Origin of the sequence: Pseudomonas sp. NPDC087614, from assembly GCF_044743485.1 — a bacterium.
Lineage (GTDB): Bacteria > Pseudomonadota > Gammaproteobacteria > Pseudomonadales > Pseudomonadaceae > Aquipseudomonas > Aquipseudomonas baetica_A.
On the sequence record NZ_JBIUWN010000063.1, the window covers coordinates 1 to 17,295 of the forward strand.

Consider the following 17,295-nt stretch of genomic DNA (forward strand, 5'->3'; position numbering starts at 1 on the left):
GGAAGTAACAGATCGAACCGACGAACAGGTTGAGGTTGTTCTTGAAGTTACGAGCTCTGTCGAATTGTTCTTTCTTTGCGAAGACTTCGATTTCAACTGCGCCTTGGCCTTGTGCCAGAGCGCCGAACGAAGTGGCGGCAATCAAAGAACCAATGGCCAAGCCCAAGGTGTTTTTCAGTTTCATCCGTTAAATCCCCATCTGGTGATTGTGAAGCAGTCCCGCAAACCGGGGGACAACTCGGCGGCAATTCTATCAGAACTTGCCTACACGTAAGAGATATTTGCGCTGAACTAAGTTTCAGCAATGCCTGCAAATTTCTCACGTAATTTATCTAGAGCACGCTTGTACCGCATTTTTGTAGCACTCAAACCCATGTGCATGATGTCTGCGATCTCCTGAAACTCCAGCTCTGCGACAAAACGTAGCACCAGAATTTCACGGTCAATCGGGTTCACATACACCAACCAGCGATCGAGTCCACCCTTCTCTTCCGGTTTCGGCGCCTTTTCCTCAGACGCTTCTTCCAGCGGGTCAAGACTCAATGCGTCCATCAAGCGACGCTTTCGCCGTTCCTTTCGATACTGCGTAATACATTCGTTGTAAGTGATGCTGTACAGCCAGGTTTTGAACTTCGATTTCCCCTCAAAGTTCTTCAAACCATACAAAACCTTCAGCATCACTTCCTGACAGACATCGTCCGCGTCGCGATCGTTCCCGAGATATCTCGCGCAGACGTTAAATAATGTTCGCTGGTAACGCCGCATCAGTTCTTCATAAGCGCGCGTTACGTGAAAAAGCTCGGTATGCGAGCGCGCGACCAACTCCTCATCAGAGAGTTCGCGGGGGTCGTAGCGCGTGGATAGCGTATGGGCTTTATTCAAAACAAGTCGTGCCGACAGTCAGGTCAATGTCCGCCGCAACCAGCATCAGCTGGCATTTTGCGGCGGCATACATTAGCAGGGTTTGCCGGATTAGCGGCTACTCACATGCTGTTCCAGCAGGATCCGATTGGAAAGAGAGACTAGCTCACCCTCATCGGTCAGCAGTGTGGTTTTAACCGTGCCGATCTCTTCGATCTGGCCTTCGACCTCGCCAACACGCACTTGTTGCCCAACCTGATACAACTCACGCACATAGATTCCCGCAAGAATCTGACCGGCGATTTCCCGGCTTCCCAAGCCCATGGCCAGCGCAACGGCCAGACCAACGGTAATCAGAACAATGACGATCACATGGTTCAGAAGGTCGGTCTTGACCTCAAGCTGACTGATCGCAACCGAGATGCTGATGATGATCACCAGTCCCTGTGCAATTCGACCCAATCCCGAAGCGTAGTCCAGACCTACGCCTTCTGCTGCACCACGCACCAGCCCGTTGGCCAGTTGTGCGAGCAGAACACCTACCAGCAACACCAGCGCGGCGCCGAATACTTTCGGCAAATACAGCGCCAGGATGTCGAGCGTAGCCGAAACTCGCTCAAGCCCGAGGGATTCTGCTGCAGAAACCAGGAAAATGAGCAGAACGAACCAGTAGACGATTTTGCCAATCAGGGTCGAAATCGGTACCTGCAACCCGGCACGCGACATCAACTTGGTCAAACCGGTGCCGCCCATCAAGCGGTCGAGACCCAGTTTGGCAAGCAGCTTGGACAGCAAGGTATCGAGCAGCTTCGCCACGACGAAACCCAGCAGCAGCACGACCAGTGCGCCAAACAGGTTCGGGATGAAGTTGGCGACTTTGGTCCACAACGCAGTCATTGCAGTGACGAGGCTCTGAGTCCAGAGATCAAGTTCCATATTCAATCAGCCTTATCAGCAGTGCGAGCGGTAGGTTTACGAAGACGGGAAACCGGCGAAACATGGGCCGATCCGTTGTTCAAGGCGATCATCAGCGCGGGCAGCCAGCGGCCCAGCAGGCTGAACAGATCGCCGGCGCCGACCTGGCGGTTGGCGGTTTTGAGTACGCGACCCAGGCACGCATCGTCGTCGCGGCTGGACGGCGAAGCGTTGAGCATGTCACGCAAAGACTGTTCAAACGGATCGTGCATACGCACCTCTCGTGATGTCTGTGAAAGACGCGGGCAAATTTGGTCGGGTCACATGCGGCATCTCTAAACCCAACGCAAACGTCGGAACAACCACCACTGCCCAAGGGCCACAGCGACCATCAGCAGGCAAGCCACCAGGAAGCCGTAAGGACTCCCGGAAAGCGGAATTCCACCGACGTTTATACCCAGCAGACCGGTGATAAAACTCATCGGTAAAAAGATCCCGGTGATGATCCCGAAGCGGTACATCGTGCGATTCATGCGCTCGCTCAGGCGCCGGTCCTCAGCCTCCAGCACAAGCCCCACGCGCTCTCGGGTCAATTCGAGCTCTTCGAGATAACGCGTCAGGCTGTTGTTCAATTCGTTCCAGTAGTCGGCATCGTCATCGACGAACCAGGGCAGTTTTATCCGCGTCATCTGGCCGAAGATATCCCGCTGTGGCGCGAGAAAACGCTTCAGTCCAGCCGCCCTGCGACGGATGTGCAAAATGGCGCCATGATCGGGCGTATACCGTTCGTCGGCATCCATTTTTTCTTCTTCCTCATCGGCGATTTCCGAGAGGCAAGTGACCAGATCCTGCACCTTGTTGGTAAGGAACTGCGCCAGATAAAGGATCAGTTCAGAAGCGGTTTTCGGGCCTTTGCCGTCTGCCAGTTGCGCGAGCAATTCATCGGTAGCCCGCAACGGTCGCAAACGCAGGGAGATCACACGCTGAGCGCTGGCAAAAATGCGCACCGACACCATGTCTTCCGGCTCCGCGCCCGGATTGAGATTGACCCCGCGCAAAAACAGCAACAACTCGGCATCCGGCAACGGCAACAAACGAGGTCGGGTGTTCTCTTCCAGCAGCAGGTCGCAGGTGAATTCATTGAGACCACTGGATTTGCGCAGCCAGGTCTGGGTTTGCGGATGACTGCGATCCCAATGCAGCCACAGGCTTTCATGGGCCTGCAGTTGCAAATCGTCGAGTTCAGTCCGGGCTATCGAACGCGCACCGCCTTTACCGTCCAGCACCAGGGCATGCACCAGCCCCCATTGCGCGTTTTCTTCCTCGAACATCCTCATCCCTTTGTCGAAGGCTTATTCAGGCATCTTCAGCGGGCTCGGCGAGATGATCACGCCGTTGTTGTCCGCATAAATGTAGTGCCCCGGGTGGAACGTCACACCGGCAAAAGTCACCGCAACGTTGAGGTCGCCAACGCCGCGTTTTTCGGTCTTCATCGGATGACTGGCCAAGGCCTGAACCCCGAGATCGGTCTGGGCAATAACGTCGACATCACGGATGCAACCGTAGATCACCAGCCCTTCCCAGCCATTCTTTGCGGCCTTCTCGGCGATCATGTCGCCCAGCAGCGCACGGCGCAGGGAACCGCCGCCATCGACCACCAGCACCTTGCCGTGGCCGCTGAGCTCGGCTTGTTCCTTGACCAGCGAGTTGTCTTCGAAGCATTTGATGGTCACGATTTCGCCGCCGAACGAATCACGGCCGCCGAAATTGCTGAACATCGGTTCCAGCACCTGAACCAGCTCCGGATAAGCGTCGCAAAGGTCAGGCGTAAGGTAATGGTTCATCGAAAAACTCCTGTGAAAAGGAAGACGATCAGGGATGACGCACTCTTTTGAAACGAGTTCCGGCGGTCGCTGTTTACCTTAGTTCATCCCATGGTCGCTGAACGAACCTGAACAAACGCTGAAACGTAATAGCTAAACAGCCACCCAATATGACCAGAACCGCACAACGCGTCATATCTTAGCCGCAAGCCATGCCGAACGAAATGCCCTTTTCAGAGCCTGCGACTCAGCCTGCAGCCGCCATATCCGGCTTCCCACCCAGCAGGGGCGCTTGCTGATCGCTCAACCAGCGTGCAACCAGTGGCCACACTTGCGTCTGCGCAGATTTGCTCACCAACATCTCGACATGACCGAAATTTTCGCTGAAGCCCTGCTCGCGCCCCAGATTGACGAACTGTTTTTGCTCGCTGCCTATCTGCTCGAACAGTTTGCGACAGGCCCAGGCCGGGTCCTGATGGTCCCCCGCTGCGCTGACCGCCAGCACGGGCACTTGAACATCTGCCAAACCGGCCCACCAATCCTTGTCCTTGTCACCAAAACGACCGAACAAGCCATACCAGCGCATGCTTTCGATGGCCAGACCGATCGGCTCGTCTTCTGGCCCGCGTTTAAGACGCGAGCCCGATAGCTGGGCAAATCGCTTGAGAATGAAGCGACTGCTCCACTCCACCGGTGGGATTTTCAGGGGCCAGTAGGTTCGGCTGACTTGCGTGCCAAAAAATGCCGCGGACGCCACGGCCGGCTCACCCAGGTATTCGCCGCCCAGCGCCGCCGCCAGGGTGATGCCGCCCAGCGAGTGCCCGAGCCAATGCGGAACCTGACCGCTCTGCTCGCGCACGAACGCGGCAATTGCCGGCAGATCGTATCGCGCGTAGTCAGCGACGCGATTGCGCCGGTAATCCTCGTTGCGCTGCGACAGACCGTGACCGCGCATCTCCGGGATCCACACGTCGAAACCCAGCCGTGCCAGGTACGCGCCCAGCCCCAGACCTTTCGGGGAAAACCAGAAGCGCCGATTGGAAAAACTGCCATGCAACAGAATCACCGGCACGCCGCGCACGGCCGGTTCATCGGCCATACCCAAACGGGTGACGGCGATTTCCACAGACCAGTCCGGGCTGTTGCCGGGTTTCAATCGGTAAACATCTTCGCTCAGATCGCCGCGCCGCTCGGCGCTGATCAGGGCGACAGGAAATAGGTTGCTGCTGCTTTGCATAATGCTCTTGCACAAAAAAGGGCGGCATCCACAGGAGCCCGCCCTACTTCAATCTCAAAGCCTCGACCCGCGAAGGCAGGTCGAGGCTTCATTAACGACTTATTGGGCCGCTTGGCCTTCCGCCAGGAAGAACCAGGTTTCCAGCACGGTGTCCGGGTTCAGCGACACGCTTTCGATGCCCTGTTCCATCAGCCATTTGGCCAGATCCGGGTGATCCGAAGGCCCCTGACCGCAGATACCGATGTACTTGCCGGCCTTGTTGCACGCGGCAATCGCGTTGGCCAACAGCTTCTTGACCGCCGGATTACGCTCGTCGAACAGGTGCGCGATGATGCCCGAGTCGCGATCCAGACCCAAGGTCAGTTGAGTCAGGTCGTTGGAACCGATCGAGAAACCGTCGAAGAACTCGAGGAATTCTTCCGCGAGAATCGCGTTCGACGGCAGTTCGCACATCATGATGACGCGCAAACCGTTCTCGCCGCGCTTCAATCCGTTCTCTGCGAGCAGATCCACAACCTGGCTGGCTTCGCCAAGGGTGCGCACGAACGGCACCATGATTTCGACGTTGGTCAGGCCCATCTCGTTGCGCACCCGCTTGAGGGCCCGGCATTCGAGTTCGAAGCAGTCACGGAACGATTCGCTGATGTAACGCGAAGCGCCACGGAAGCCCAGCATCGGGTTTTCTTCTTCCGGCTCGTAGAGTTTGCCGCCGATCAGGTTGGCGTATTCGTTGGACTTGAAGTCCGACAGACGCACGATGACTTTCTTCGGCGCGAAGGCAGCCGCGAGGGTGCTGATGCCTTCAACCAGTTTTTCGACGTAGAAACCGACCGGATCGTCGTAACCGGCGATGCGCTTGTCGACGCTTTCCTTGATTTCCGGCGGCAGGCCGTCGTAGTTCAGCAGTGCTTTGGGGTGGACGCCGATCATGCGGTTGATGATGAATTCCAGGCGGGCCAGGCCCACACCGGCGTTCGGCAGTTGCGCGAAGTCGAAGGCGCGGTCCGGGTTGCCGACGTTCATCATGATCTTGAACGGCAGATCAGGCATGGCATCCACGGAGTTCTTCTTGATGTCGAAGCCCAGTTCGCCTTCGAAGATGTAACCGGTGTCGCCTTCGGCGCAGGACACGGTCACGCCCTGACCGTCCTTCAACAGTTGGGTGGCGTTACCACAACCCACGACGGCCGGAATCCCCAGTTCACGGGCAATGATCGCCGCGTGGCAGGTACGGCCGCCCCGGTTGGTGACGATGGCGCTGGCGCGCTTCATCACCGGTTCCCAGTCCGGGTCGGTCATGTCGGACACCAGCACGTCGCCCGGCTGGACTTTGTCCATCTCGGACACGTCCTTGATGATGCGAACCTTGCCGGCGCCGATGCGCTGGCCGATGGCGCGACCTTCGACCAGCACGGTGCCGGTTTCTTTGAGCAGGTAACGTTCCATGACGTTGGCCTGAGTGCGGCTTTTCACGGTTTCCGGACGGGCCTGCACGATGTACAGCTTGCCGTCGTCACCGTCCTTGGCCCATTCGATGTCCATCGGGCACTGGTAGTGCTTCTCGATGATCATCGCCTGCTTGGCCAGTTCGCTGACTTCGGCGTCGCTCAGACAGAAGCGCGCGCGGTCAGCCTTGTCGACATCGACGGTTTTGACCGACCGACCGGCCTTGGCCTCGTCGCCGTAAATCATCTTGATGGCTTTGCTGCCCAGGTTGCGACGCAGGATCGCCGCACGACCGGCTTCCAGCGTGCCCTTGTGGACATAAAACTCATCCGGGTTCACCGCGCCTTGTACGACGGTTTCACCCAGGCCGTAGGCGCCGGTGATGAACACCACGTCACGAAAGCCCGATTCGGTATCGAGGGTGAACATCACGCCGGCGGTGCCGGTTTCCGAACGCACCATACGCTGCACGCCGGCCGACAGGGCAACCAGCTTGTGGTCGAAGCCCTGGTGCACGCGGTAGGAGATCGCACGGTCGTTGAACAGCGAAGCGAACACCTCTTTGGCAGCGCGGATGACGTTTTCCACGCCACGGATGTTCAGAAAGGTTTCCTGCTGACCGGCAAAAGAGGCGTCCGGCAAGTCTTCGGCGGTGGCCGAAGAACGCACGGCCACGGCCACGTCAGGGTTACCGGCCGACAGCGCGGCGAACGCGGTGCGGATCTCGGCATTCAGTTTTTCAGGAAACTCGGCTTCCATGATCCATTGACGGATCTGGGCGCCGGTCTTGGCCAGCGCATTGACGTCATCAACGTCGAGTGCGTCGAGGGCCTTGTGGATCTGGTCGTTGAGGCCGCTCAGTTCGAGGAAGTCGCGATAGGCCTGAGCGGTGGTGGCAAAGCCGCCAGGGACCGACACACCGGCGCCTGCCAGGTTGCTGATCATCTCGCCCAGGGATGCGTTCTTGCCCCCCACATGCTCAACATCGTGTTTGCCGAGCTTATCGAGGGAAACTACGTACTCTACCAAGGTGATCTCTCCACTAACTGTGTTGGAAAAGCTCAGAAGCCGGCGGCTCGGGGGAGCGTTGGCCGGCTGTATGGCCTGGACCTGGAAAATAAGTGAGAATGCGGGCCAATGGCGGCCGGCAAATCGCGCCTATCATATCCAGAAATGCTCATAAGTGTCCTGTGCTGCCTATGCATGCCGATGTGGCGAGTGACTGTTGTTACCAGACAAGGCGCCGCGACAAGTCATAGCTGGCTATGGCGAGGAGCGGCAACGTAGTATGGCGACAACAGGCGCCGCCACTACGGCATGCATAGGCAACACAGGACACTCACTTAAGGCCCAAGGTGCAAATGAAACGATCTGCTTTCTTTATCTCCGATGGCACCGGCATTACCGCCGAAACCCTGGGTCAAAGCCTCTTGGCGCAGTTCGAAAACATAGGCTTCAGCAAATTCACGCGCCCGTACATCGACAGCGTGGAAAAAGCGCGGGCCATGGTACAACAAATCAACAAAGCCGCTGAAACCGACGGCTTTCGCCCGATTATCTTCGACACCATCGTCAATCAGGACATTCGTGAGATTCTCGCCACCTCCAATGGTTTCATGATCGACATTTTCTCGACCTTCCTGGCGCCTCTCGAGCAGGAATTGACCGAGCATTCTTCCTACACCGTCGGCAAGTCGCATTCGATCGGGCACAACTCCAATTACATGGAGCGCATCGAAGCGGTGAACTTCGCCCTCGACAACGATGACGGCGCCCGCACGCACTATTACGACAAGGCCGATCTGATACTAGTGGGCGTGTCGCGTTGTGGTAAGACGCCGACGTGCCTGTATATGGCGATGCAGTTCGGCATCCGCGCCGCCAACTACCCACTGACCGAGGACGACATGGAGCGCCTGACCTTGCCAGCCGCCCTGCGCGCGCACCAGCACAAGCTGTTCGGCCTGACCATCGACCCGGATCGCCTCACCGCGATCCGTAACGAGCGCAAGCCCAACAGCCGCTATTCGAGCTATGCCCAGTGCGAATTCGAAGTGCGCGAAGTGGAAAACCTGTTCCGCCGCGAAAACATCCCGAACATCAACTCCACGCATTTCTCGGTGGAGGAAATTTCGGCGAAGATTCTGGTCGAGAAAGGCGTGGAGCGGCGGTTCAAGTAGATTCGCGGTGCCTGATCTGAAACCTTCGCGAGCTTGCTCGCGAAGAACGATTACGCGGTTTCGGTGAGTGACCGCGCCAGCGCTTCAAACCCACCCAGCAACAACCTGTCATCCCCCACCGAATTGCACACACTCGCCCGAATAAACTGCGGCACCGCCGCGTGCCCGACGGCGAACGCCTCGGCGGTCGCCACCAGATAGTTGTTTTCCTTCAATTCCGCGGCAATCTGCGACGCCCGCCACAGCTCAGGCACTTGCAACCAGAAATGCGGGCTGTGGATATGCGTCTTGTAGCTCAATCCCTCCAGCGCCCCCGCCACCCAGGCCTTGCGCCGGCCGATCTCGCCGATCTGCTCATCCAGCAAGCGCTCGGCCATGCCGTTTTCGATCCACAGAGTCGCCACCTCCTGGGTCAATGGATTAGCCATCCAGCAGGTACCACGAATGGCGGAGCTGATGCGCCCAAGCAACGCTTGCGGCACATGCAGATAGCCAACCCGCACCCCCGCCGAAACCGCCTTGCTCAGACTGCCGATCAACACTGAACGCTCAGGGGCGAAATAACTCAGAGGCAGCGGACGCTGGCGATCCAGCACCGCGTGTGCTTCGTCTTCGAGGATCAGCAGGTTGTGTTGGCGACAGACCTCGGCAATCGCCTGGCGTCGTGAGATCGACATGACCGCCGCCGTAGGATTCTGGATCGTCGGCGTGCAATACAGCGCGGATACCCGGTGCTGACGGCAAATGTCCTCCAGCGCCGAGGGCAACAGTCCTTCGTCATCCATCGCGGCACCGATCAGCTTTATCCCGAGTTGGCGTGCGACGCTGATCAATCCGGGGTAGGACAAATGCTCGGTGACCACCGTGTCACCCGCCTTGAGCAAACCCATCAACGCGCACAACAGGCCATGCTGACCACCGTTGACGCACAGCACCTGATCGGCGTGCGGGACAAAATCCCCATGACGCAGCCATTGGGCACCCGCCGCTCGATGCCGTGGCAGTCCACCTTCAGCGGTGTATCCCGTCAACTGCTGCAAGCGGTGCGGATCACCGGCCAGTGTCTGCAGGGCTTGGCTCATCAAAGCCGTTTCCTGCCCGGGAATCGGCTGATTGCGACTCATGTCGAAGCAGGCCGGGGGCTCATCGCTGACATTGCGAAAGCCCTTGTCTTGCGGCCGCTCCATCCCGCGCTGACGCACATAAGTGCCGTCTCCTACACGGGCCACGACCCATCCCACACGCTCCAGTTGGCCGTAGGCACGGCTGACGGTGCCGATGGTGACGCCGAGGCTATCGGCCAACAACCTGTGGGGGGGCAACTTGCAACCGGCCTCGATAACACCGGCAACGATGGTCTTCTCGACCGCGTCCGCGAGGCGCTGATACTTCACGCCGACGCCATTGGCCAGGCCGTCACGCAGGATTGACACCATGGCAATACTTACTTTGACAGTCATTCTTGCCCCGAATAGCGTACTGAAAACAGGTTCAATCAGGGATAGACCTTTTCAGTAATCAGGTCAATTCCGTCGTTCGGAGCACACCGCATGTCGATCGCCCTCAGCACACCGTTGAACACCAGCAAACCCTGGCTCGCCGGGTTGGTCACCAGCGTGTTGTTTCTGATCGTCTGCCTGAGTTGGGGCACGACATGGCTGGGGATCAAGATTGCCGTGGAAAGTGTGCCGCCACTGACTGCCGCCGGGCTGCGCTTTCTGATTGCCTTTCCGCTGTTCCTCGGCTTCGCCGTATTACGCAAAGAACCGCTGCTGTTCCCCCGGCGGAGTCGCTGGTTCTTTGTGTTCGTCACGCTGTCGTATTTCAGCCTGCCCTACTACTTGCTCAACTATGGCGAGATGCATGTGTCGTCCGGCCTGACCGCGCTGTTGTTCAGTTGCATGCCGGTGTTCATCCTGATTTTTTCTGCGCTGTTTCTGCGCGAGAACATCCAGGCGACGCAAATACTCGGGATCGCCATCGGTTTCGGCAGCCTGTTCATGATCATCCGCAGCCAGGGTTTGCATCTGGATCAGGCGCAATGGCTTGGTGTACTGGCGATTCTCAGCGCGGCGATCATGCACGCGCTGTGCTACGTGATCACCAAAAAGCACGGCAGCGCAATCAGTGTGATCACCTACAACACTCTGCCCATCGGCATTGCCGGTTTGATGCTGCTGGTCACCGGCCTTTCGCTGGAAGACCCGACGTTCGCCACCATCACGCCACGCTCCTGGGGGGCGCTGCTGTACTTGGGGCTGATAGCGTCGGTCGGCGGCTTTATCGTCTATTTCGTCCTGCTCAAACGCCTGAGCCCGGCGCTTCTGTCATTCGTGTTCATCATCTTTCCGGTGTTCGCCGTGATCATCGGCGCCTGGTACGAAGGCACGGAAATTTCTCGCGAGCTGATGCTGTATTCGGCCGTCCTGCTGGGCGGATTTGCGATCACCAAGCTGCCAGCCAAGCGCTAACAATCATGCATTGAACATCGGAGGTTCAAATGTCGGTACACACCATGGAAACCCTCAGTCTTTTTAACAATGCCCCTTATCAGCGCGATTTCAGTGCCCGGGTGATCGCGGTGGTTGATCAGGCCGTCGTCCTCGAACACACGCTGTTCTATCCCACCGGTGGCGGGCAGCCGGGCGACACCGGGCACTTCAGCTTGCCGGATGGCACCCGGATCGAGGTGACGGGAACGCTGCGCGACCCGTTGCTGCCGTCGATCATCTGGCACAACGTTGCGCAATGCCCGCCTCAGCTATGCGTCGGCGCCCTGCTCAACGCCAGCCTGGACTGGGCGCGGCGCTATCAACACATGAAGATGCACACCTGCCTGCACCTGCTGGGCTCGATCATCAATGCGCCGGTCACCGGGTGCAGCATCAGTGCCGACAAGGGCCGGCTGGATTTCGACCTGCCCCAAATGACCCTCGACAAGGACAGCCTCACCCACGACCTCAACGCGCTGATCGAGCAGGCCATTGCCGTCACCACCCTTTCGATGCCCGCCTCGGAGTTTCCAGCACTGCTGGAAAAAACCGGCAGCAAAACGATTAACCCGCCGGCGATTCAGGGTGAATTGCGAATGGTCGAAGTGATCGGCATCGACCTCCAGCCCTGTGGCGGCACCCACGTACAAAACACCCTGGAAATCGGTCGAGTGTTTTGCGAAAAAATCGAGAAGAAGAGCAGGACCAACCGCCGGGTGATCCTGCGGTTTGAATGAGCCCTAGATCACGAACAGGTCGACGAAGCGGTTCACCGCAGTCGCCTCAAGCTGCGCCTGATCTGTGCACAGCGCGAAGATCTTGCCGCTGCGTTGGCCGGTGAAACGGGTTGCCAGGTTCGTCTTGAACTTGTCTTCGAGCAACGGAATGCCTTCGGCGCGACGGCGACGGTGACCAATCGGGTATTCCACCACCACGTTCTCGGTGCTCGAACCGTCCTTGAAAAACACCTGCACCGCGTTGGCAATCGAGCGTTTGTCGGCCTCCAGATACTCGCGAGTGAAGCGCGGGTCTTCGACAATGACCATTTTTTCGCGCAGAACATCAATGATCGGGTGGGCCTTGTGAAAGTCGTCTTCGTATTGCTCGGCCACCAGATTGCCGAACGCCAACGGCACAGCGGTCATGTACTGAATGCAATGGTCACGGTCGGCCGCATTGGCCAGCGGCCCGACCTTGGAAATGATGCGAATCGCCGACTCATGTGTGGTGATGACGATGCGGTCGATTTCATGCAGGCGATTGCGCACCTGAGGGTGCAGCGTGACCGCCGCTTCGCAAGCTGTTTGCGCATGAAATTCGGCCAGGAAGCTGATCTTGAACAGCACGTTTTCCATCACGTAACTGCCAAACGGCCGCGAGAAACTGAAGCTGCGTTTATCCTCCGGTTTTAAGGCCAGATCGCTGTTGGTGTGGCTGAACAGCACGTCGTAAAAGCCCCACTGTTTCGCGCTCAAAACACCGGGAATGCCCATCTCGCCGCGCATGGCGATGTCCGCCAGGCGCACGCCACGACTCGATGCATCCCCCGCCGCCCAGGATTTGCGCGAGCCGGCGTTCGGCGCATGCCGATATGTGCGCAGCGCCTGTCCGTCAGCGAACGCATGGGACAACGCCGACAACAACTGCTCGCGATTGGCCCCCATGAGTTTGGCGGTGACGGCGGTTGAAGCGACTTTGACCAAGATGACGTGGTCGAGTCCTACGCGGTTGAAGGCATTCTCCAGTGCGATCACGCCCTGAATCTCATGGGCCATGATCATGGCCTCCAGCACATCGCGAATCGTCAGCGGCGCTTCACCGTTGGCCTGACGTTTTTGCGAAAGGTGATCGGCCACCGCGAGAATCGCGCCGAGGTTGTCCGACGGATGCCCCCACTCGGCAGCGAGCCAGGTGTCGTTGTAATCAAGCCAACGCACGATGCAGCCGATGTCCCACGCGGCTTTCACCGGGTCGAGGCGATAGCTCGTGCCCGGAACTCGTGCCCCGAACGGCACGACAGTGCCTTCGACGATGGGGCCAAGGTGTTTGGTGCATTCGGGGAAACGCAACGCCAGCAGGCCACAGCCGAGCGTGTCCATCAGGCAGTTGCGGGCGGTGTCGAGGGCTTCGCTGGAGTCAACTTTGAAAGAGAGGACGTAGTCGGCGATGTCCTGCAGGACACGGTCGTAGTCGGGGCGATTGTTCAGGTCTACGTTGGCGCTCATGTTCGATTCACTCTTGAAGTGGTTCGTTGATGGGACCTCGGTTCAGGGCTGATTTTTTGGGTTGAAATACTATCCCCAAGGAGCGGGTTTGCTCACGAAGGCGCAGTGTCAGTCGACATCATTGTTGCCTGGTGCGCCGCCTTCGCGAGCAAGCCCGCTCCCACAGGGAATGAAGTGTTACTTAAAAAGCGTCGCCGGGAATGCGCACGTAGCCTTCCATCAATACCCGCGCACTGCGACTCATGATGGCCTTCTTCACCACCCACTCACCGTTTTCCAGACTGGCCTCAGCACCGACCCGCAAGGTCCCGGACGGATGGCCAAAACGCACGGCATTGCGCTCGATGCCACCCGCCGCGAGGTTTACCAACGTGCCGGAAATGGCAGCAGCGGTACCGATCGCAACGGCTGCGGTGCCCATCATCGCGTGATGCAATTTGCCCATCGACAAGGCGCGCACCAGCAGATCAACGTCACCTGCCGTAACCGCCTTGCCACTGGAGGCCACGTAATCCGCAGGCTTGGCCACGAACGCGACTTTCGGTGTGTGTTGGCGCTTGGCGGCTTCATCCAGATTGGCGATCAACCCCATGCGCAACGCACCGTAGGCACGAATGGTTTCAAACATTTGCAGCGCTTTCGGATCGCTGTTGATCGCGCTCTGCAACTCGGTGCCGGTGTAACCGAGGTCGGCGGCGTTGACAAAGATCGTCGGAATGCCGGCATTGATCATGGTCGCCTGGAACGTGCCCACACCGGGCACTTGCAGTTCATCGACCAGGTTGCCGGTGGGGAACATTGAGCCACCGCCGCCCTCTTCGTCTGCTGCCGGGTCCATGAACTCCACTTGCACTTCGGCGGCCGGAAAGGTCACCCCGTCGAGTTCGAAGTCGCCGGTTTCCTGCACCTCGCCATGGGTGATCGGCACATGAGCAATGATGGTCTTGCCGATGTTGGCCTGCCATACGCGCACCACCGCTACGCCGTTTTGCGGGATACGGCTGGCGTCGACCAGACCATTGCTGATCGCGAACGAACCGACCGCCGCCGACAGGTTGCCGCAGTTGCCGCTCCAGTCCACGAACGGCTTGTCGATGGAGACCTGACCGAACAGGTAGTCGACGTCGTGATCGGCTTTGATGCTTTTCGACAGGATCACGGTTTTGCTGGTGCTCGACGTGGCGCCGCCCATGCCGTCGATCTGCTTGTCGTAAGGGTCGGGGCTGCCGATCACCCGCAACAACAACGCATCGCGGGCCGGGCCGGGAATCTGCGCCGCCTCGGGCAGGTCCTTGAGACTGAAAAACACGCCTTTGCTGGTACCGCCACGCATGTAGGTAGCGGGGATCTTTATTTGAGGTGCGTGAGCCATGGTGCTCCTTAACAAAGGCGCGGGACTCAAAAGCCCACGCCCACATACGATGATTTAAACGGCAACCGACGACTCTTCGAGGAAGTCCTGAGCGAAGCGCTGCAACACGCCGCCGGCCTCGTAGATCGACACTTCTTCAGCGGTGTCGAGGCGGCATGTCACCGGCACGTCGACGCGCTCGCCGTTCTTGCGATGGATCACCAGCGTCAAGTCAGCGCGCGGTGTGCGGGCGCCGATCACGTCGTAGGTTTCGCTGCCGTCGATGGCCAGGGTGTGACGGTCGGTGCCCGGTTTGAACTCCAGCGGCAACACGCCCATCCCCACCAGATTGGTGCGATGGATACGTTCGAAGCCTTCGGCAGCAATCGCCTCGACCCCAGCCAGACGCACCCCCTTGGCCGCCCAGTCGCGGGACGAACCCTGACCGTAATCGGCGCCGGCAATGATGATCAGTGGCTGCTTGCGCTCCATGTAGGTTTCGATGGCTTCCCACATGCGCATCACTTGGCCTTCCGGCTCGACGCGGGCCAGCGAACCCTGTTTGACCTTGCCGTTTTCCACCACCATTTCGTTGAACAGTTTCGGGTTGGCAAACGTTGCGCGTTGCGCAGTCAGGTGGTCACCCCGGTGGGTGGCGTAGGAGTTGAAGTCCTCTTCCGGCAAGCCCATTTTCGCCAGGTATTCGCCGGCGGCGCTGTTGAGCATGATCGCGTTCGACGGCGACAGGTGATCGGTGGTGATGTTGTCCGGCAGCACCGCCAGCGGGCGCATGCCCTTGAGCGGACGCGCACCCGCCAGTGCGCCTTCCCAATACGGCGGACGACGAATGTAGGTGCTCATCTCACGCCACTCGTACAGCGGCGTGACTTTCGGGCCGGTGTCTTCGTGGATGGCGAACATCGGGATGTAGACCTGACGGAACTGCTCCGGCTTGACCGAGGATTTGACCACGGCGTCGATTTCTTCGTCGCTCGGCCAGAGGTCTTTGAGGCGGATTTCCTTGCCGTCGACCACGCCCAACACATCCTTCTCAATGTCGAAACGGATGGTGCCAGCGATGGCGTACGCCACAACCAATGGCGGCGAGGCCAGGAACGCTTGCTTGGCGTAGGGGTGAATCCGGCCGTCGAAGTTGCGGTTGCCCGAAAGCACGGCCGTGGCGTACAGATCACGGTCGATGATCTCTTGCTGGATCACCGGGTCCAGCGCACCCGACATGCCGTTGCAAGTCGTGCAGGCGAATGCGACGACACCGAAACCGAGTTGCTCCAGCTCCGTGGCAAGCCCCGCTTCATCGAGGTACAGCGCCACGGTTTTCGAGCCCGGGGCCAACGAGGATTTGACCCACGGCTTGCGGGTCAATCCAAGCTTGTTGGCATTGCGCGCCAGCAGGCCGGCGGCGATGACGTTGCGCGGGTTGCTGGTGTTGGTGCAACTGGTGATGGCGGCGATGATCACCGCGCCGTCGGGCATCTGCCCCGGCACCTCTTCCCACTGGCCGCTGATGCCTTTGGCCGCCAGATCGCGGGTGGCGACGCGGGCGTGCGGGTTGCTCGGGCCGGCCATGTTGCGCACGACCGAGGACAGATCAAAGGTCAAACCACGCTCGTATTGCGCACCTTTGAGGCTGTCGGCCCACAGGCCGGTGGTCTTGGCGTATTGCTCGACCAACTGCACTTGCTGGTCTTCGCGACCCGTGAGTTTCAGGTAATCGATGGTCTGCTGATCGATGTAGAACATCGCCGCCGTGGCGCCGTATTCCGGGGCCATGTTGGAGATGGTGGCGCGGTCGCCGAGGGTCAGCGCGGCAGCGCCTTCGCCGAAGAACTCCAGCCACGCCCCGACGACTTTCTGTTTGCGCAGGTATTCGGTGAGTGCCAGCACCATGTCGGTGGCGGTGATGCCCGGTTGCAGCTTGCCGGTCAATTCGACGCCGACGCTTTCCGGCAGGCGCATCCACGAGGCGCGGCCGAGCATCACACTCTCGGCTTCCAGACCGCCAACGCCGATGGCGATCACGCCCAGTGCATCAACGTGCGGGGTATGGCTGTCGGTGCCGACGCAGGTGTCCGGGAACGCCACACCGTCGCGCACCTGGATCACCGGCGACATTTTCTCCAGGTTGATCTGGTGCATGATGCCGTTACCCGGCGGGATCACGTCGACGTTCTTGAAGGCCTTTTTGGTCCAGTTGATGAAGTGGAAACGGTCTTCGTTGCGACGGTCTTCGATGGCACGGTTTTTCTCGAACGCCTGGGCATCAAAACCGCCCGCTTCGACGGCCAGCGAGTGGTCGACGATCAGTTGCGTCGGCACCACCGGGTTGACCTGCGCCGGGTCGCCGCCTTGCAAGGCAATCGCGTCGCGCAGACCAGCGAGGTCGACCAGCGCGGTCTGGCCCAGAATGTCGTGGCACACCACACGGGCCGGAAACCACGGGAAGTCGAGGTCGCGTTTGCGTTCGATCAGTTGCTTGAGGGAATCGGTGAGCGTGGCCGGATCGCAGCGACGCACCAGGTTTTCTGCCAGCACGCGGGAGGTGTACGGCAGGGTGTCGTAACTGCCGGGCTGAATCGCCTCGACCGCCGCACGGACGTCGAAGTAATCCAGAGGACTGCCGGGCAGGTTCTTGCGAAATTCTGTGTTCATCGGGTCAGGACTCGGGTCACGGTAGTTTCAAGAGGTGAACATTGCACCGGCACTGAAGTGGACTCGGTCACACATTGGTTCTCGGTTTATCCAGT

Annotated in this window: 15 protein-coding genes; 3 read left to right on the forward strand and 12 right to left on the reverse strand. The window is 59.2% G+C overall.

Annotated features, from left to right (window positions below; all coding sequences use genetic code 11):
* The 8 genes from ACIOWA_RS20810 to ppsA all read right to left on the reverse strand — a co-directional run.
* Nucleotides 1-184 (reverse strand): OmpA family protein (locus tag ACIOWA_RS20810; RefSeq protein ID WP_401161662.1); only part of this gene is annotated, 184 nt, incomplete at its 3' end.
* A 107-nt stretch (nucleotides 185-291) separates the two neighbouring features.
* Nucleotides 292-882: an RNA polymerase sigma factor SigX gene (gene sigX / locus ACIOWA_RS20815; protein ID WP_166222309.1), complete on the reverse strand. Its 591-nt coding sequence runs from the start codon at nucleotides 880-882 to the stop codon at nucleotides 292-294.
* 90 nt (nucleotides 883-972) lie between these two features.
* Entirely contained in the window at nucleotides 973-1,797 is an 825-nt protein-coding gene (locus ACIOWA_RS20820) for a mechanosensitive ion channel family protein (protein WP_221733929.1), read from the reverse strand.
* Nucleotides 1,798-1,799: 2 nt separating this feature from the next.
* Nucleotides 1,800-2,048, reverse strand: coding sequence for a hypothetical protein (locus ACIOWA_RS20825; protein WP_008076827.1), 249 nt, complete (start codon nucleotides 2,046-2,048; stop codon nucleotides 1,800-1,802).
* A gap of 63 nt (nucleotides 2,049-2,111) precedes the next feature.
* Complete coding sequence (locus ACIOWA_RS20830; protein ID WP_339432476.1) at nucleotides 2,112-3,107, reverse strand: zinc transporter ZntB; 996 nt, start codon at nucleotides 3,105-3,107, stop codon at nucleotides 2,112-2,114.
* A 21-nt stretch (nucleotides 3,108-3,128) separates the two neighbouring features.
* Complete coding sequence (gene rraA, locus ACIOWA_RS20835) at nucleotides 3,129-3,620, reverse strand: ribonuclease E activity regulator RraA (RefSeq protein WP_401161665.1); 492 nt, start codon at nucleotides 3,618-3,620, stop codon at nucleotides 3,129-3,131.
* Nucleotides 3,621-3,846: 226 nt separating this feature from the next.
* On the reverse strand, nucleotides 3,847-4,836 hold the full coding sequence (locus ACIOWA_RS20840) for an alpha/beta fold hydrolase (RefSeq protein ID WP_339432478.1): 990 nt from the start codon (nucleotides 4,834-4,836) through the stop codon (nucleotides 3,847-3,849).
* Between the two features lie 99 nt (nucleotides 4,837-4,935).
* On the reverse strand, nucleotides 4,936-7,311 hold the full coding sequence (gene ppsA / locus ACIOWA_RS20845) for a phosphoenolpyruvate synthase (protein ID WP_401161667.1): 2,376 nt from the start codon (nucleotides 7,309-7,311) through the stop codon (nucleotides 4,936-4,938).
* A gap of 332 nt (nucleotides 7,312-7,643) precedes the next feature.
* Between ppsA and ACIOWA_RS20850 the strand changes: the two genes are divergently transcribed.
* On the forward strand, nucleotides 7,644-8,462 hold the full coding sequence (locus ACIOWA_RS20850; RefSeq protein ID WP_339432480.1) for a pyruvate, water dikinase regulatory protein: 819 nt from the start codon (nucleotides 7,644-7,646) through the stop codon (nucleotides 8,460-8,462).
* Nucleotides 8,463-8,512: 50 nt separating this feature from the next.
* On the opposite strand, the gene ACIOWA_RS20855 is transcribed toward ACIOWA_RS20850, so the two are convergent.
* Nucleotides 8,513-9,922 carry a PLP-dependent aminotransferase family protein gene (locus ACIOWA_RS20855; RefSeq protein ID WP_339432481.1) on the reverse strand — a complete coding sequence of 470 codons (1,410 nt, stop codon included), beginning with the start codon at nucleotides 9,920-9,922 and terminating at the stop codon, nucleotides 8,513-8,515.
* A 90-nt stretch (nucleotides 9,923-10,012) separates the two neighbouring features.
* On the opposite strand from ACIOWA_RS20855, the gene ACIOWA_RS20860 reads away from it, so the two are divergent.
* Nucleotides 10,013-10,933 carry a DMT family transporter gene (locus ACIOWA_RS20860; protein WP_401161670.1) on the forward strand — a complete coding sequence of 307 codons (921 nt, stop codon included), beginning with the start codon at nucleotides 10,013-10,015 and terminating at the stop codon, nucleotides 10,931-10,933.
* A gap of 29 nt (nucleotides 10,934-10,962) precedes the next feature.
* The gene (locus ACIOWA_RS20865; RefSeq protein ID WP_339432483.1) at nucleotides 10,963-11,691 is read left to right on the forward strand and encodes an alanyl-tRNA editing protein; all 729 of its coding nucleotides are present in this window, start codon (nucleotides 10,963-10,965) and stop codon (nucleotides 11,689-11,691) included.
* Nucleotides 11,692-11,694: 3 nt separating this feature from the next.
* On the opposite strand, the gene prpD is transcribed toward ACIOWA_RS20865, so the two are convergent.
* The 3 genes from prpD to acnD all read right to left on the reverse strand — a co-directional run bounded on the left by prpD (nucleotide 11,695) and on the right by acnD (nucleotide 17,200).
* Entirely contained in the window at nucleotides 11,695-13,179 is a 1,485-nt protein-coding gene (gene prpD, locus ACIOWA_RS20870) for a 2-methylcitrate dehydratase (RefSeq protein WP_401161672.1), read from the reverse strand.
* Between the two features lie 181 nt (nucleotides 13,180-13,360).
* Nucleotides 13,361-14,551 (reverse strand): 2-methylaconitate cis-trans isomerase PrpF, encoded by a 1,191-nt coding sequence (gene prpF, locus ACIOWA_RS20875; RefSeq protein ID WP_401161674.1) that lies wholly within the window; start codon nucleotides 14,549-14,551, stop codon nucleotides 13,361-13,363.
* Between the two features lie 54 nt (nucleotides 14,552-14,605).
* On the reverse strand, nucleotides 14,606-17,200 hold the full coding sequence (gene acnD, locus ACIOWA_RS20880; protein WP_401161676.1) for a Fe/S-dependent 2-methylisocitrate dehydratase AcnD: 2,595 nt from the start codon (nucleotides 17,198-17,200) through the stop codon (nucleotides 14,606-14,608).
* Nucleotides 17,201-17,295: the final 95 nt, after the last annotated feature.

What these genes read in the sequence shown, in the direction of transcription:
- prpD (WP_401161672.1), bottom strand. Translation starts at nt 13,179, where the DNA reads ATGAGCGCCAACGTAGACCTGAACAATCGCCCCGACTACGACCGTGTC.
- ACIOWA_RS20840 (WP_339432478.1), bottom strand. Translation starts at nt 4,836, where the DNA reads ATGCAAAGCAGCAGCAACCTATTTCCTGTCGCCCTGATCAGCGCCGAG.
- ACIOWA_RS20825 (WP_008076827.1), bottom strand. Translation starts at nt 2,048, where the DNA reads ATGCACGATCCGTTTGAACAGTCTTTGCGTGACATGCTCAACGCTTCG.
- ACIOWA_RS20830 (WP_339432476.1), bottom strand. Translation starts at nt 3,107, where the DNA reads ATGTTCGAGGAAGAAAACGCGCAATGGGGGCTGGTGCATGCCCTGGTG.
- acnD (WP_401161676.1), bottom strand. Translation starts at nt 17,200, where the DNA reads ATGAACACAGAATTTCGCAAGAACCTGCCCGGCAGTCCTCTGGATTAC.
- ACIOWA_RS20865 (WP_339432483.1), top strand. Translation starts at nt 10,963, where the DNA reads ATGTCGGTACACACCATGGAAACCCTCAGTCTTTTTAACAATGCCCCT.
- ACIOWA_RS20860 (WP_401161670.1), top strand. Translation starts at nt 10,013, where the DNA reads ATGTCGATCGCCCTCAGCACACCGTTGAACACCAGCAAACCCTGGCTC.
- prpF (WP_401161674.1), bottom strand. Translation starts at nt 14,551, where the DNA reads ATGGCTCACGCACCTCAAATAAAGATCCCCGCTACCTACATGCGTGGC.
- rraA (WP_401161665.1), bottom strand. Translation starts at nt 3,620, where the DNA reads ATGAACCATTACCTTACGCCTGACCTTTGCGACGCTTATCCGGAGCTG.
- ACIOWA_RS20850 (WP_339432480.1), top strand. Translation starts at nt 7,644, where the DNA reads ATGAAACGATCTGCTTTCTTTATCTCCGATGGCACCGGCATTACCGCC.
- ACIOWA_RS20855 (WP_339432481.1), bottom strand. Translation starts at nt 9,922, where the DNA reads ATGACTGTCAAAGTAAGTATTGCCATGGTGTCAATCCTGCGTGACGGC.
- ACIOWA_RS20820 (WP_221733929.1), bottom strand. Translation starts at nt 1,797, where the DNA reads ATGGAACTTGATCTCTGGACTCAGAGCCTCGTCACTGCAATGACTGCG.